This window comes from Rhizobium sp. BR 314 (assembly GCF_047445805.1).
Taxonomy (GTDB): domain Bacteria; phylum Pseudomonadota; class Alphaproteobacteria; order Rhizobiales; family Rhizobiaceae; genus Rhizobium; species Rhizobium lusitanum_B.
The window spans coordinates 123,313-137,557 of record NZ_JARWLA010000007.1 but is presented as its reverse complement, the minus strand read 5'-3'; the positions used below and the strand labels follow the sequence as shown (position 1 = coordinate 137,557).

Annotated in this window: 15 protein-coding genes; 7 read left to right on the top strand and 8 right to left on the bottom strand. The window is 59.3% G+C overall.

Annotation, left to right across the window (positions count from 1 at the left end):
• Window positions 1-83 precede the first annotated feature (83 nt).
• Complete coding sequence (locus QD461_RS12390) at window positions 84-1,310, bottom strand: ROK family transcriptional regulator (protein ID WP_184707794.1); 1,227 nt, start codon at window positions 1,308-1,310, stop codon at window positions 84-86.
• A 292-nt stretch (window positions 1,311-1,602) separates the two neighbouring features.
• Between QD461_RS12390 and QD461_RS12385 the strand changes: the two genes are divergently transcribed.
• Window positions 1,603-1,851 (top strand): hypothetical protein, encoded by a 249-nt coding sequence (locus tag QD461_RS12385; RefSeq protein WP_184707796.1) that lies wholly within the window; start codon window positions 1,603-1,605, stop codon window positions 1,849-1,851.
• A gap of 210 nt (window positions 1,852-2,061) precedes the next feature.
• Here QD461_RS12385 and QD461_RS12380 read toward each other — a convergent pair whose 3' ends face one another.
• Window positions 2,062-2,694: a lysozyme inhibitor LprI family protein gene (locus QD461_RS12380; protein ID WP_414088042.1), complete on the bottom strand. Its 633-nt coding sequence runs from the start codon at window positions 2,692-2,694 to the stop codon at window positions 2,062-2,064.
• A 317-nt stretch (window positions 2,695-3,011) separates the two neighbouring features.
• On the opposite strand from QD461_RS12380, the gene QD461_RS12375 reads away from it, so the two are divergent.
• Window positions 3,012-3,974 carry a S1C family serine protease gene (locus QD461_RS12375; RefSeq protein ID WP_414088041.1) on the top strand — a complete coding sequence of 321 codons (963 nt, stop codon included), beginning with the start codon at window positions 3,012-3,014 and terminating at the stop codon, window positions 3,972-3,974.
• 12 nt (window positions 3,975-3,986) lie between these two features.
• On the opposite strand, the gene QD461_RS12370 is transcribed toward QD461_RS12375, so the two are convergent.
• The gene (locus tag QD461_RS12370; RefSeq protein WP_414088040.1) at window positions 3,987-4,763 is read right to left on the bottom strand and encodes an SDR family oxidoreductase; all 777 of its coding nucleotides are present in this window, start codon (window positions 4,761-4,763) and stop codon (window positions 3,987-3,989) included.
• Between the two features lie 174 nt (window positions 4,764-4,937).
• Here QD461_RS12370 and QD461_RS12365 point away from each other — a divergent pair, with 174 nt between their 5' ends.
• Together QD461_RS12365 and QD461_RS12360 are read left to right on the top strand one after the other, a co-directional pair.
• Window positions 4,938-5,351, top strand: coding sequence for a hypothetical protein (locus tag QD461_RS12365; RefSeq protein WP_414088039.1), 414 nt, complete (start codon window positions 4,938-4,940; stop codon window positions 5,349-5,351).
• A 115-nt stretch (window positions 5,352-5,466) separates the two neighbouring features.
• Window positions 5,467-5,823 (top strand): hypothetical protein, encoded by a 357-nt coding sequence (locus QD461_RS12360; RefSeq protein WP_414088038.1) that lies wholly within the window; start codon window positions 5,467-5,469, stop codon window positions 5,821-5,823.
• A 256-nt stretch (window positions 5,824-6,079) separates the two neighbouring features.
• On the opposite strand, the gene QD461_RS12355 is transcribed toward QD461_RS12360, so the two are convergent.
• The 3 genes from QD461_RS12355 to QD461_RS12345 form a co-directional block, all read right to left on the bottom strand.
• Window positions 6,080-6,406, bottom strand: a complete 327-nt coding sequence (locus tag QD461_RS12355) for a VOC family protein (RefSeq protein ID WP_414088037.1) — start codon at window positions 6,404-6,406, stop codon at window positions 6,080-6,082.
• Between the two features lie 182 nt (window positions 6,407-6,588).
• Complete coding sequence (locus QD461_RS12350) at window positions 6,589-6,810, bottom strand: hypothetical protein (protein WP_184707810.1); 222 nt, start codon at window positions 6,808-6,810, stop codon at window positions 6,589-6,591.
• A 275-nt stretch (window positions 6,811-7,085) separates the two neighbouring features.
• Window positions 7,086-8,216, bottom strand: coding sequence for a helix-turn-helix domain-containing protein (locus QD461_RS12345; RefSeq protein ID WP_184708043.1), 1,131 nt, complete (start codon window positions 8,214-8,216; stop codon window positions 7,086-7,088).
• A gap of 514 nt (window positions 8,217-8,730) precedes the next feature.
• Between QD461_RS12345 and QD461_RS12340 the strand changes: the two genes are divergently transcribed.
• From QD461_RS12340 to QD461_RS12330, 3 genes are all read left to right on the top strand, one after another.
• Window positions 8,731-9,642 (top strand): alpha/beta hydrolase, encoded by a 912-nt coding sequence (locus QD461_RS12340; RefSeq protein ID WP_414088036.1) that lies wholly within the window; start codon window positions 8,731-8,733, stop codon window positions 9,640-9,642.
• A 147-nt stretch (window positions 9,643-9,789) separates the two neighbouring features.
• The gene (locus QD461_RS12335) at window positions 9,790-10,836 is read left to right on the top strand and encodes a P1 family peptidase (RefSeq protein ID WP_414088035.1); all 1,047 of its coding nucleotides are present in this window, start codon (window positions 9,790-9,792) and stop codon (window positions 10,834-10,836) included.
• Window positions 10,837-10,872: 36 nt separating this feature from the next.
• Window positions 10,873-11,739: a D-amino-acid transaminase gene (locus QD461_RS12330; protein ID WP_414088034.1), complete on the top strand. Its 867-nt coding sequence runs from the start codon at window positions 10,873-10,875 to the stop codon at window positions 11,737-11,739.
• A gap of 24 nt (window positions 11,740-11,763) precedes the next feature.
• Here QD461_RS12330 and QD461_RS12325 read toward each other — a convergent pair whose 3' ends face one another.
• Window positions 11,764-12,648: a LysR family transcriptional regulator gene (locus QD461_RS12325; protein WP_414088033.1), complete on the bottom strand. Its 885-nt coding sequence runs from the start codon at window positions 12,646-12,648 to the stop codon at window positions 11,764-11,766.
• A 69-nt stretch (window positions 12,649-12,717) separates the two neighbouring features.
• Window positions 12,718-14,226, bottom strand: a complete 1,509-nt coding sequence (locus QD461_RS12320; RefSeq protein WP_414088032.1) for a serine hydrolase domain-containing protein — start codon at window positions 14,224-14,226, stop codon at window positions 12,718-12,720.
• Window positions 14,227-14,245: the final 19 nt, after the last annotated feature.

The following is a 14,245-nucleotide window of genomic DNA, read 5'->3' as shown; positions in this document are numbered from 1 at the left end:
CTTGATGCGTGACCCTCAGGCGCGGTACATTTGCCGCGCCTGATTGCGTTCAATCGCTTGGCAGGGTTGAACGTCTCGACCGTCTATCCTGCTTGCTGAGTGGCACGATGGATGATCGGCTTCTGCAGGACATCGAATTGCGGATTTGTTTCCGAAAAGATCGGCAGGGCGGCGGCGCCGAGAATGGCAGTGTCCTTGCCCGTTGCTCCGACCATCAGACGAGGGATCTTGCGCTCTTCTAGCGGGTTCACGGGAATATGGAGCGGTTCTACGCGGGCCGCTAGCCGGGTTAACAGCGATGTTGGCGCACTGCCGCCGAGCACGATCGTCTGCGGATCGAAGGCAAGCTCGAGAAAATCGATCGTCTGCCGCAACGGCTGAGCCGCCTGTTCGAGCCAGGTCTCCAGTCCGTGGCTGTTGGCCGCGACCATCGCGTCGAGATCGTCGGGCGAAAGCTCCTGAGCGTCTTCGATGCCGAGATACTCGTAGGCGACAGATGGCGACACGTAGCGATCGAGACAGCCCCGCTTGCCACAGCTGCATTGCCTTCCATGCGGTTCGACGATGATGTGCCCGATTTCGCCGGCATTGGCGCGGCTGCCCTTATAGAGATGGCCATCGAGGAACATGCCGGCACCGATACCACCATCGCCTGCCAGAAACAGGTAGACGAAACTTCCGAGGCCGCGAGCGACACCATAGAGACGCTCCCCGATCGCTGCCGCGGTCGCATCGTTCTCGACCAGCACAGGCAGATTGATCTGCCGTTCCAGTTCGCTGGCGACGGGAAAGTCCTGCCATCCCGGCAGATTGAGCGGGCTGAGCGATGTGACACCGCCATCCGCATAGCGCCCCGGTAAGGCGATGCCGGCGCCGAGCAGGCGATCCCGATCGAAGGAAAAGGCCTTTTGCAGATCCTCGACGATGCCAGCCAGAATCGGTATCGCCTCTGTCGGGCCTGGCCTGTCGACATGGCGCTCTGTGCGGGCGCGGACAGTTCCGGACAAATCCGTCAGCACGCCGGCCGCGCGCTGGCGCCCGAGTTCCAGGCCGATGGAATACGCGCCGTCCGGATTGATGGTATAAGGAATGATTGGCTGGCCGCGTGCGATCTTTTGTGCCTCCATCGGGATCAGCAGATGCGAGCGTGCCAACTCTTCGACGATATTGGATACCGTCTGCGTGGTCAGCGCCGTCATGCGCGCAATTGCAGCGCGCGACAGTGGTCCATGGGTGCGGATGGCCTCGATCACGACACGCCGATTGTGCGATTTGGCCTGTTCGAGATTCGTGCCTGAAATTGTCTTCATGAGGTGAGTGGAAGTTTCTGAAACAGCGTTCGGTTCGTGTTGTTATTTGCCACGGAGGCCGGCACGTGACGGGGAGGGCGCGGCGCTTTGCCATAGCGTGCCCCTATGTGGTTACTTTCCATTCTTTTGTCTATCGATTCAAGACGCTACAGCTCGATGAGCCAAAGGTAGAGCCTGTTTAAAAGCAATTTTTCGATGTCTTCGATGATTGAGGACGTCTTTACTATGACAGGCGTTCGGTTAGACTCCGGTTACCTCGGCATTTTGCAGAGGTTTGCCCCGGAGGACTTTGATGATCAAACTGCTCGGACTTGCGATTTTTTCTACTTGCCTTGCCACTGGAGCAATGGCCGCTGATGCCACCTGCAAGGCTCAGGCTGCCGATAAAAAGCTGGCGGGGGCAGCCTTGACCAGCTTCAGCAACAAATGCGCGAAGGATGCGGCGACCTCTTGCGACGCCCAGGCGGCAGCAAAGAAGCTTGCCGGCGCCGCCAAGACGAGCTTCGTCAAGAAGTGCACGTCTGACGCCGTTGGCGGCTGATTGCCGACGCGACTGTTGAGTGGAGCTCCCCGGCTTCTCTGGTCGCCTGGGATCTGATGAACCATTGCTGTTAGAGCGCTGTGATGTGCATTGTCGCGTCACAGCATTTTCGTTTCCGCAGGGTGGTATCTCCCGGCCTTTCAAAGCGCCGTTGCGCTCCGCGCGATGGCTAATTTGATCGTGTGCCGGGTTGCTGCCTGCGATCTCGCGTCACTGCCGGCGATAGATGCCTTGCATGGTAACGCCGTTGGCAAACTGGCATGCTCCCGACTGTGAGACGCGCCAGGTCTGGGCGTTCAGGCGATCAAAGCCGATGGAGCAATTGTCTGCGGAGAGCTTACCATGCCCGTCCTTCAAGGGAATAACGCCGCTGACATTGTCCGCATTGACGTCGCCCGCATCGGCCCCGCCCGGCCCGACAAAAGTCGAAGCGACGGAGACTGCCGCGAGGCCATCGATCGGACCGAATATGGAAAGATCGCCTTCATTGCCGTCAGTATTTTCGGTGGTGAGGTTGGTGGAAACGCGGCGCCCGCCCTTGGTGGTCATAAGGAAGCCGATCTGATCGTCATATGCCTGCCGGACACAGGCGGCATCCGTGCATGATTGCAGTGATTTCACCCAGCGTTGTTGCTGTTGCTTGATCTTGCTTGCATCCACTTCCTTCACTGCGGCGGCATAGAGACTGCTCATCATCACGTCTCGCGTCCGAAGGGTCTGATCTGCGCAAATCATATGGTCGCTTGTCGAGGCGGCTTTCGCACAATCAATGCCAGCCGCCATCGCCGGCAACGCGAACAAACTGCTGATGAGTGTTGCCAGGGCGAGTTTCGAGATCGTCATTGGGGCCTCCTTTTCCAATCATCCCAGCTAACTATATCTGAAGTTGCCATCGTAAAGGGTAAGCCCCGCAGTCGCTTGGAGTCGTGCTCCGGATTGTCGAGCGACGTTCCCTAATAGAGGGTCGCAGACGGTGAACGTCATGGCAGGCGCTGAGGTCGTCGCAGGTCACCGGGCAGAGCGAATGTAGGGCTCTTGAACTTGCGCCGGCGGCTTCTCATTTGAATATCAATTGTACCAACCTGTCGAACTGACAGCCTCCTGCCTTTTACAGCTGCTGCCGGTCCTCGTGGAGACGCATCCGCGTCCTAGGAGTTTTCATGGGCTTCCTTGATCGTGACATCCAGCCGTCATCCGATGCCGGACTGCTAGACGCCTATTCGCAATCGGTATCGAGTGCCGTCGACGTCGTCGGACCTGCCGTCAGCCGGATCGAGCGCCTCGGTGGTCGTGCCGGGCATGGTTCCGGCTTTGCCATCTCTCCCGACGGTCTTGTCGTCACCAACAATCACGTCGTCGACGATGCCAAAGCGGTCCGCATCAAGACGCCGGAAGGGGCAACCGTCGAAGGCAGGGTGCTGGGTCGCGATCCCGACACCGACCTTGCGCTCATCCGCGCCAACGACTGGCCTGGCGCCTGGGCGCGACTTGGCGATTCCAAGACGTTGAAGCGCGGCCATATCGCAATCGCGATCGGCAATCCGCTCGGCTTTGAATGGACTGTCACGGCTGGGATCGTGTCGGCGCTCGGTCGGTCGATGCGTGCAGCCAATGGCCGGTTGATGGACGATATCATCCAGACAGATGCTGCGCTCAACCCGGGTAATTCCGGCGGGCCGCTGGTGTCGTCCGCGGGCGAGGTGATCGGCGTCAATACGGCAGTGATCCAAGGGGCTCAGAGCATCGCCTTTGCTGTTGCCTCGAACACGGCAAAGCATGTCGTTTCTGAAATCCTGCGTTTCGGCCACGTCAGACGCGCCTATATCGGCATTGCAGCCGATACCGTTGAACTGCATCGGCGCATTGCATTGGAGGCGGGCGTCACGCATTCGACCGCAGTACGGCTGCGCCGTGTCGAAAAGGATAGTCCCGCGGAACGAGGCGGCTTGCAGGAGGGCGATTACCTGCTGGCCATCGATGGCCACGCCGTGTCAGGAATAGACGATGTGGTCAGGCTTTTGGACGGCGACAAGATCGACACCGAGATCGAAATTCTGATCTTCAGTGTCGGCGGTTTGATCGAACGGCGGCGGGTCAAGCCCTCCGTACGCCCGGCGATCTAACCCCGGCGGTTGTCAGCCTCTGCCGACCAGCGGCATTTGCGTGGCCATGACCGTCATTGACAGGACGTTGGCTTCAAGCGGCAGGCTTGCCATGTAAACCACGGCGCGGGCGACATGTTCGGCGGAGATAGTGGGCTCGGCGGCGATCTCTCCGTTTGCCTGCAGCACTCCGGCGCTCATACGCGCGGTCATGTCGGTGGCGGCATTGCCGATGTCGATCTGGCCGCAGGCTATGTCAAAGGGACGGCCATCGAGCGCCGTCGATTTCGTCAGGCCGGTGATCGCATGTTTTGTCGCCGTATAGGGTGCCGAATGCGGCCGCGGCGTTGTTGCCGAAATCGAGCCATTGTTGATGATGCGACCGCCATGCGGAACCTGGCTCTTCATCAATCGGAAGGCCTGTTGCGTGCAGAGGAAAGTACCGGTCAGATTGGCTGCGACGATGGCGTTCCATTGCTCGAAGCTTAATTCCTCCATCGGCACGGCAGGCAGGCCCATGCCTGCATTGTTGACCAGCAGGTCGAGGCGGCCGTAGCGGCCTGCAATCGCGTCGAAGAGGGTGCGAACCGAGACCGGATCGCTGACATCGGCGGCAACGGCGAGAAATTCGGCGCCGGTCTCTTCCGCCAACTCCCTGGCGGCTGTCTCGAGAAGATCGACGCGTCGTCCCGAGATCACGACCTTGTAACCGGCGGCGCCGAGCGCTTTCGCCATCGCGCGCCCAAGGCCGGTGCCACCACCCGTTACCAGCGCTACACCGCCTTGTTTCGTGGGTGAAGTCTCGCTCATTTAAGTCTCCCGTCGAGTTCGCTTCTTTAGTTTGTCGTCGTGGCGGCCAGCGCACTGGCTGTTGGTGCATTGCATGCTATTACTACGATCGGGTGTGAGTATCGAGCGAGTCTTTGCTGCCCTAAAAACGATACTGGCACTATGTCATCTTCTCAATCGGAGGAATAATTGAGAATGTTTCGCCCCCAGAAACTGCTTTTTGCTCTCGCTGTGACGGTTTTGACGACCATCTCGTCGAATCTTTGGGCTGCCGGCTTTGAGAATATCATCGTTTCGACGGACAAGGATGCCGAGACGACCCAGAACAGCTTTGCCGCGGACACGCCGAAAATCTTCGTTTCGGCCGATCTTACCGAAGATGTGCCATCGGGAAGCAAGGTGAACATTGCGTGGATTGCCGTCGACACCGGCGGAGTTGCTCCGGCCAACTACAAGATCGATGAGGTCAATCTGGACATCACCTCCATGATCAATCAGGTGAACTCGGATATAACCAAGCCGAATAATGGCTGGCCGGTTGGGACCTACAAGATCGAGTTTTCGGTAAACGGCAAGGCGATGGAATCGGTCGGCTTTACTATCAAGTAAAGCCGGGGATTATCGAGCATTTCCATCGCGCATCGACCGCCGTTGAGCGGCGTTGAGGGAGGTTGTCATTCCTTTATCCCGGTACTAACCTGGGTCGAAAAGAGATTGGGAATCCATGCCTGACGATTCGATCTTGCCGGTGGCCCTTGCCGCGATATTGGGTGTGATATGTAACATTGCTGCGCCACTGGCAGCCTTTTGGGGCGCGGGAAAGCTACCCCGATGGCAGCTGTGGTTTCATTCGGTCGCCTTCTTGGTGGTGCTGTTCTCGCCCTTGATCGCGATGGTCCTGAGCTTGCCTGACTTGTTCCCTGACGAAGAGGAACCGGCGGGAACGCGTTTTGCGTTTTTGCCGCTCATTGTCGAGGCGGCCATCATCCTGTTGCTCTATTGTCTGGCTGGAGGCATGTTTCTGTCGAAATCAGCCCATTCGAGTATTGCGACCTGGCATCGCGGAGACCGCTATCTCTGAGGTAATTCCCGCAAAGCCGATGTCGGTTTTACGGCTGAAGTTGCGTGAAAACAAACGCATAGCGCGTCTTCGCACTTTGACGAAAGGCGGGAATGGTTCTTTTTGTCAAGCTCTAAGGCATTTGAGCCTTCAGGCACATAGGCCTTTCGCATGAGGGAGCGATCGCCTTTTATAGGGTCGCACCGACAGCGTCGGCTTGCGCTGGCGCACCGGTATTGCCGGTCTTTTGCCTGACCAAGAACTGCCAGGAAACGCCCTAGGCGTCGCGTATCAGGTTGCAAGATGTCGAGGCACCGTGCTTGATGATCGCGCGGCGCAGACGATCTGCTTCGGCCTGCGTTTCGCATTCGATCATGATCTGGAAGTTGTGATCGAAGTGGTCGAGTGGGCCGGCTTCGAAGCCCATGTAGGGGCGGTTTGCGAGGGTGAAGCCAGCGAACTTGACGCTGCCAGCCGGGCCGTTCGGATTGCTGGTCAGGATGTTCGAAACCCAACCGATCGACGAACCGGGGATCAGTGAGGTGTAAAGTTCAAGCGCTGCTTCCATATCCTGACGGAACCAAAGATGCTGTCTGAGTTTCATCGTCGCGCACGTCTTTGCGTATATGTTCGGAGATGCATCGCCTGAAGCAAGCGTTCGCTCGTCCTGAAAAACCAATGCCGCCGGTCAATCGCCCTTAGCGGGCGGGAGTACCGGCGGCATGGTCAAGAGTTGCCGATAGCCTTACGTGCCCACCCCTGCGGAGCACCGAGGGCCATGCAACACTATTTTTCTGCGACCCTGCCCGCGAGCGCCATGACGTAGTCGTCCGCAATGTCGGCCAAAGTCAGCGCGACTTCCGACTCGCTCCAGCCCGCCGCGACGACCGCCTGCACGAAATCCCGAAATGCCAGTTCCAGAATTTCCTCGCGCTCGACGGCGCGATAGGCATCGTTGGCGGAATGTTGTGGCTTGCTGATCTCTATTGTCTGGCGTGTGGATACCATCGATCTGCTCCCTAAGATTTGCCTGGTGAACTCCGGGTAAACTCGCCACTCACCAAGGCACTAATGTCGGCTCCAATATTTGTTTCATTTTTAATAAGTTACGAATTGTGTGTCGTTAGCCATGCATCCTGAAACTTGCAGCAGCGTACATTTTCACGATTGCCAAACGGGGTATCGTGTGCGTTGCAGGGCGAAAAATGTCAGGAAGTGTTGTGTCGCTTGGAGAAGGAAATAGGCGTACCTTGTCTCATGATGGCGACAGGCGCCGGCATTCGTCAGCGATTGTGGCCGAGCATCCTCAACCAAGTATCGAAGGATTGGATCCCGTCGACCGGCATCAGCGGCTGCGGCTGTCCGGCATAATGGGTGGAGGAGAGGTTTCTTGCTTCACGAGGACTGTAGCCGAACTCCTTGCTGAACGCCCGGCTGAAATGTGCGGCCGACGAAAAGCCGATGGTGAAGGCAATGTCGACGATCTGCTCCCGATTGGCGGGGTCGCTGAGCGCCGCATGAGCGGAGAGCAGACGCCGCCGCTGGATATAGTGATGCACGCCGCCCTCCTGTTCGAAGACCTGATAGAGCTTGGTGCGGGATATGCCGAGTTCGCGGCATATGCGGTCCACCGTCAAATCGTCGGAGGTGAGGTTGTTCTCGACGAACCGCCGTATGCGCTCCGTCAGGGTCAGTATGCTGTGTTGCTCTGTACCTGCGGATTGGGCAGCCCAGGATGAAACGCTTGCAAGGATCATCTCGCGCAACGTCTGAACGACATGCGGCAGATCTGCAGCGGCGAAGTCGAGAAGATTCCGCTCGATAATATCCAGATATTCGATCAGGAGCTTGGTGAGGGTCCCATAGAGAGCGATATTGTTCTTGATGTCGGCCGAAGCAGGAGCATCCGACAGCAAGCTGCGCGGCAGAATAAGAGATAGGGTTTTCGCTTCCGTCGAACGCCCTCGGAAAGGATGTCCCAAGGACCGCAGTTCGACCCTGCCTGGCTCGCCTTCCGAGACGAGCCCATCCACTTCGGTCCATGTCCTGCCGCTGCGCAGCACGGAAATGTGCCAGTGATCGACAAGGTTTGCTTTCACTTTCGCCTGCGAGCGCAGATAGCTATGTGGCGGCGTGCTCTGCTGTGTGATCAGCATTCCGCCGAGGTTCCAGGCCGTATGGTCCGCGAGGAAGCCGGCTTCGGTGCCGATATTGTCCGGCAGCCTGAGGTCGATGAGGGGAGCAATATATGCCTGCCACGCTGCAAATTGCGCTCGGGGTTCGAGATCCCGCGTGGAAAACAGAAGCGGCTTCAGGGCCGGGATTTGCTGGCGTGGCTCTTCGCCGATCGTTATGGTCGACCGCGGAAAGCGCCGGCGTTCAGCTTGTGCGGGCTTGTCGTCACCGCCTTCAATATCATCTTTCGCTTTGGCTTCCCCGAAAGCGGATTGTTCCTCGCGTCGAAAGTCAGGCAATCTGGTCTCCTCAGATACCGCCGCGTCAGAGCAAGAGCATCAGTGTTACGTATTCATCCATGATAAGCTGAAGGCTCCCCACTGCTTCAACAGAACATGGCTACCAAACCCTTCCGAGAAGAGATGGAAGGTGGCAACACACGCTCACTCTCCATATTTACCACGCTAAGGCATTCATTTGCAGCGGTTTTTTGAAAAGGCAAGCCTTGCTACAGGTCAATCTGTCGCTAGTGTCGCTATTGATGATGAGGAAAGGCAACAGACGAAGCTCCCTTAAAGGTTGCGGATTGTCGTCGCGCAGACCCATCGCGGGGGAGCCCTACCGGCAACCACATTGCCGCCACATACGGATGTTTGCCTCATATCGTCGGAGTCCAGAACGACGATCCATGATTGTGATCACGACCGATAGCAGGTGTCTTTACATAGAGGCTAGGTTTTCGAATTGATGGCGATGGATCGGCGTTCCTTTCTGCTCGGCACTATGTTTGCCGCAATTTCTGCGAGAGTGGCGGCATCAAATTCGATCATTCCCCTTTGGTCGGGGCCGCCTCCCGGCGGCGGCGGCCCGTCTGGCAGTCTGCAAAAGAGCGACAGGGGCGCCGTCAGCAATATTGTCGTGCCGAATGTTGAGGTCTTTATGCCCGGACAGGCAAATGGCGCGAGCGTTCTGATTGCCGCTGGCGGCGGATACAAACGCATAGAGCTGGAGAAGGAGGCCTATCCGGCCGCGCGCTGGCTGACGGCGCGCGGCATTACCGCTTTCGTGCTGACCTATCGATTGCCGCTGGAAGGGTGGAGCAACGGTCCGTTCGCGCCGCTGCAGGATGCGCAACGTGCCCTGCGTATCATGCGTGCCGAAGCGTCGAACCGGCATCTCGATCCCACGCGCATCGGCGTTCTCGGTTTTTCTGCCGGCGGCCATCTTATGGGCCTAGCGGCAACCCGCTCCGCCTTTGCCTCATATCAGCCAGTCGATGCGGTTGACAGCCGATCAGCTAGGCCAGATTTAGCTGCGCTGATCTATCCCGTCATCACGCTGAAACCGCCTTATGACCACACCTCCGCCCGCCGTTCGTTGGTCGGCACGCATCCCGATGCGCAGGCCAGCGCACAATGGTCTGTCGAAACGCAGGTTCGCTCGGGATGTCCGCCGGTTTTTCTTGTGCAAGCGGAGGACGACCCGATCTCCGATCCGGCAAACACGCTCATCATGGCGGATGCCTGCAACAGAGCAGGCGTTCCCGCCGAGTTGCATCGGCTGCCGAGCGGTGGTCATGGTTTTGGCATGGGGAAGCCAGCTATGCCGAGCGCCGAATGGCCTGCCTGGTGGGAGGCCTGGTTGCGCAACCATGGCTTTCTCTGAAGAGATTTGCATGGGCGCAGATCGTTGCGCCGCGCCGGAGCGCGCGAAGCCTATCTTTGCAAGGCCGGTCTGAAACTATTCCGTTTTTGTTGTGCCTTCCCGCTGCGCGGCAGAGTAATGTCGCGCCATGTTTATGAGGCATGAATAATGGACCAGAAGCGCCATAGAATCCGTGAGCTTGGCTTTGTACCCGGGCATTTTGAGCCCGGCCCGCTGAACGCGATCACCGATGTCGGCGGCGTGCGCGTCGGCCATGTCACCTGCTGTGAAGGCGAGCGCACCCGCACGGGCGCAACGGCGATCCTGCCGCATGGCGGCAATCTGTTTCAGGACAAGGTGCCTGCCGGATTTGCCGTTCTCAATGGTTTTGGAAAGTTTGCCGGCTCCACGCAGATCGTCGAGCTCGGTGAGATCGAGACGCCGATCGTTCTCACAAACACGCTGGCCGTCGGGCGAGGCATCGATGCCATCATCCGCCATACGCTCGCGCAGCCCGGCAATGAACTGATAGTGTCGATCAACGCCGTGGTCGGCGAAACCAACGATTCCCGTCTCAACGATATTCGTGCCGCGCGTCCGCGCGTCGATGAAATCTCGCAGGCGATCGATGGTGCCGTATCGGGAGCGATCGAGGAAGGCGCAGTCGGCGCTGGGACCGGAACGGTCGCGTTTGGCCTGAAAGGCGGCATCGGCACAAGCTCGCGCCTGGTGCCTGTCCGCGGACAAACCTATCGGCTCGGCGTGCTTGTCCAGTCCAATTACGGCGGTCACCTCATCGTTGCCGGCCATGACTATGCAACGCTTGCGGAGCACGACAAGGATGGCTCTATCGTCATCGTGCTCGCGACCGATGCTCCGCTTTGCTCGCGCAACCTCGAGAGGCTCGCACAACGCTGCTTCGGTGGCCTTGCGCGCACCGGTGCGGCGCTGAGCAACGGCTCGGGCGATTATGCGCTGGCCTTTTCGACGGCCGAGACCGTGCGTCGTACCCCTGAGCGCCGAAAGGGGGCGAGTACGGTTCCATCCTTGAGCAATGACGTCGTGTCGCCACTCTTTGAAGCCGCCATCGAAGCGACCGAGGAGGCCATCCTCAATTCGCTTGCCATGGCGGTCGAAACCAAGGGTTTCAATGCCGCGACCGGCAAGAGCTCGACAGTCGATGCCATCAGCCTTCGCGTCTTGGCTCATATCTGAATTTCATTTCCACATCCCGCATTTCACGGAGTTTTCATGTCTGCCCCGACGATCCGCACCGTCTACCTGAACGGTGCCTTCTTGCCCGAAAACGAGGCACATCTGTCCATTTTCGACCGTGGCTTTCTGTTCGGCGACGGCATCTATGAGGTGACTGCCGTTCTCGACGGCAAGCTGATCGATAGTGCTCTCCATATGGCGCGGCTGGAGCGCAGCGTGGGTGAAATCGGCGGTCGCTTGCCCATCACGACTGAGGAGATCGTCGAGATCGAGAAGCGTCTCGTGGCGGAAAACCAGCTTGCCGAGGGCGTCGTCTATCTCCAGTACACCCGCGGCGCCGAAGACCGCAATTTCTTCTATGCCGAAGACCTGGCGCCGACATTGGTGATCTTCACTCAGGCGAAGACGCTGGAGCACGTCGCCGCCGTCGAGAAAGGCCTCAAGGTCAAGTCGATGCCGGATCAGCGCTGGGCGCGGCGCGACATCAAAAGCGTCTGCCTGCTGCCGCAGGTCATGGCCAAGCGTGCCGCCAAGGCCGAAGGCTTCGATGAGGCCTGGCTGGTCGAGAACGGATTGGTGACGGAAGGTGCGTCCTCGACGGGCTACATCGTCACCGGCGACGGCCGCATCGTTACGCGCGCGAACAGTCAGGCGACCTTGCCGGGTTGCACGCGGCTCGCGATTCTGGACCTGGCACGCGAAGCGGGGCTGGCACTGGAGGAGCGACCATTCTCCGTCGATGAGGCAAAGGCTGCCGCCGAAGTCTGGCTGACGAGCGCTTCGAACTTCATCGTCTCCATCACGAACATCGATGGGGCAGCTGTCGGCGACGGCACGCCCGGGCCGATGTTCAAGCGCCTGCGCGCGCTCTACATGGAAAATGCGCGTCGCACAGCGGTTTGATCCGCTGCAACGAGTAACCGATCGTCAGGGCTTGTCCAGCATCGACCAGATGCGCCCGACGATCGGACGGCGGTTCTCACGGGAACGATAGACGCGAATTTCGACGTCGATGTTCCATTCAGGTTCGGCTGCATAGACCAGCCGACCGTCCGCCAGCTCTGCTTTGACCAAGCTTTCCGGTATCCAGGCAAGGCCGAAGCCGGCTGCGACCATTCCCTTCAGGCCGACCGACATGCTGCCGACATGCACCCGGTTGTCCGCCGGCAGCCGCTCGCCGATGGTGCCGGCCACCAGCTGCCCGAAGAAGGATGCCTTCTGATAGCTGACATGGCTGAAACCGGGTTCGATGCGATGCAACGGCGAACCGTCCGTGCCAGGCGCACTGACAGGCAGGATCTTTTCCCGGCCGAGCGTGTGGTGCTCGAATTGCGGATCGAGCAGCATCGGCACGTGCAGGTGCTGATAGGTGAGAAGAAAATCGCAATCGCCGTCGATGAGCGAATTCAGGTTTTCTTCCATGGTGCCGGAGTCCGCACGCAAATGCGAGACGATCGGCCCTACGAGCAGGTTGAGCCGGCTCAGCCAGTCCGGAAAGAAGGTAAAGGACAGGGTATGCAGTGCCGTGAGGGTGACCGTGCGCGCATCGGTACCATCCTCATGCTGGAGATTGCGCCGCGCCTGGTAGAGAGCCTGCAGCGTCTGTTCGGCCACCGGCACGAAGCGTTCTCCGGCCGCAGTCAGGCGCGAGGGATAGGTTGCCCGGTCAATCAGGCTCGTGCCAACCCATCCCTCGAGCTGCCGGATGCGGCGGCTGAAGGCTGATTGCGTCACATGGCGCTCGTCGGCCGCCTTCGAAAAATTCAACGTCCGCGCCAGCGCCAGAAAATCTTCAAGCCATTTGACTTCCACTCGAAGCTCCCAAGAGAAACCGGCTGTCAAAGCCTGGTTCTCCTTGGCCCGAATGAGCCGGGAATGCAATCACCCGGCGCGACGGTATTCGATCATTCTTGCCCGGGCGAGCACCATTTCCAGCCGATCCGTCGAGAGGAGATTGATGCACACCCGCTTGGTCCACGGACCATCGACGAGGGTAAAGAGGAAGCGCCCGTTGCCAAGCGCGTGCAGGGGCATGCGATGGCGTACCGGGCCTATGCCCATGATCACACTGCCGTTCTCGATCCCGAAGCTTGCCCCTTCGGAGGAGCTCCAGATGCCGGACAGGGACGCCGGCACCTTTTGTTCGCGGACCGGGCAGAATCGACGCTGCGCGTGTCCAACCTCTCCGATGATATCCTCAGCGTCCATCTTCAGGCGCATCGGCGACGAAGCCGAGCGTGAGGAAACCCAGGATTCCTCATCTTCATAAACCGTCTCGTCGGCATCGAGATAGGTCACCGTGCTGCCGCCAACCTTGATCCACCACGGGCCGCTTTCCGTGACATAGGTGCCATCGCGAAGAGCTTGGGATGGGCGCGGCAGGGTCTCTCCGGTCAAGGCCGCCATGGATTCCAGGGCGATCTTATAGCCATTGGTATCCTCGCGATTCGACACCACCACGAAACCGGTCTTATGGGCAGGGTCGAGCAGGAAGTAGCTCTTGTAACCAGGATGGGAGCCGCCGTGCCCGATGAATGAGCGGTTGCTGAGCAGGCTTTTGCGCAAGCCTAGCCCGTAACCGCTTATTCGGCCGTCGGCGAGCGGCCGTGCAGCCGATAATTGCTCCAGGACTCCTACGAAAGATCCTTTGTCACCGAGGAGGCCGATCAGCCATCTCGCAAGGCTCTCGCCGCTGCCCGTCATGCTGCCGGAGGCGGAGATGTGCAGGCCGGCGGCCGAAAGCTGCCAACGCTCTCCGTCTAGCCAATAGCCAGGCACCAGACCGATGACCGGATCGTTCCAAACATCGGGTGCATCGAGTACCGCGCCGGTCTGTGCGCCGACCTCACGAACGTAATCGCGGAAGAATACGCCCTGTCGCTCGAGTGCCGCTTCTACGAGGCGATAACCCGTGTTGGAGTAGGAAATCTCGGTGCCGGCCTCATAGTTCAATCGCGTCTGGCGTGCGAGAAAATCGAGCAGCGGGCCAGCCTTGGTCTCTGTATAGACAGACAGCCCGAGCAGCGACAGGCATTCGCGTGTATCGGGCAGGCCGCCGCTCATGTCGAGAGCCCGGCCGACGGTCACATCGCGAAGAGGCGCCTGCAGTTCGGGCAGATGCTTGCCCAGAGGGTCGTCAAGACCGATCTTGTCGGAATGTGCGAGCACCAGCGCACAAAAGGCATGCTTCGTCACCGAGGCGTAGCGAACGACGCTTGCGGCGGTGAACGGCGCAAGCGTCGACAGGCTTTCGACGCCGCCGGTTTCGGCAAAGCGGATGCCATGCTCATCGAAGCCAATGACAGCGCCGCCCGGCTCACTGCTGTTCCAGCTCTGCGTGAATTGAGCAGCGCATTCCTGCGCGGCCTTCCAATTTACCGTATCAGACATTCATGCCTCATAAATGCGA

Bases quoted from the DNA above. Each gene is read 5' to 3' on its own strand.
- QD461_RS12320 (WP_414088032.1), bottom strand. From the start codon at position 14,226: ATGTCTGATACGGTAAATTGGAAGGCCGCGCAGGAATGCGCTGCTCAA.
- QD461_RS12385 (WP_184707796.1), top strand. From the start codon at position 1,603: ATGATCAAACTGCTCGGACTTGCGATTTTTTCTACTTGCCTTGCCACT.
- QD461_RS12335 (WP_414088035.1), top strand. From the start codon at position 9,790: ATGGACCAGAAGCGCCATAGAATCCGTGAGCTTGGCTTTGTACCCGGG.
- QD461_RS12355 (WP_414088037.1), bottom strand. From the start codon at position 6,406: ATGAAACTCAGACAGCATCTTTGGTTCCGTCAGGATATGGAAGCAGCG.
- QD461_RS12360 (WP_414088038.1), top strand. From the start codon at position 5,467: ATGCCTGACGATTCGATCTTGCCGGTGGCCCTTGCCGCGATATTGGGT.
- QD461_RS12390 (WP_184707794.1), bottom strand. From the start codon at position 1,310: ATGAAGACAATTTCAGGCACGAATCTCGAACAGGCCAAATCGCACAAT.
- QD461_RS12380 (WP_414088042.1), bottom strand. From the start codon at position 2,694: ATGACGATCTCGAAACTCGCCCTGGCAACACTCATCAGCAGTTTGTTC.
- QD461_RS12365 (WP_414088039.1), top strand. From the start codon at position 4,938: ATGTTTCGCCCCCAGAAACTGCTTTTTGCTCTCGCTGTGACGGTTTTG.
- QD461_RS12330 (WP_414088034.1), top strand. From the start codon at position 10,873: ATGTCTGCCCCGACGATCCGCACCGTCTACCTGAACGGTGCCTTCTTG.
- QD461_RS12375 (WP_414088041.1), top strand. From the start codon at position 3,012: ATGGGCTTCCTTGATCGTGACATCCAGCCGTCATCCGATGCCGGACTG.
- QD461_RS12340 (WP_414088036.1), top strand. From the start codon at position 8,731: ATGGATCGGCGTTCCTTTCTGCTCGGCACTATGTTTGCCGCAATTTCT.
- QD461_RS12370 (WP_414088040.1), bottom strand. From the start codon at position 4,763: ATGAGCGAGACTTCACCCACGAAACAAGGCGGTGTAGCGCTGGTAACG.
- QD461_RS12350 (WP_184707810.1), bottom strand. From the start codon at position 6,810: ATGGTATCCACACGCCAGACAATAGAGATCAGCAAGCCACAACATTCC.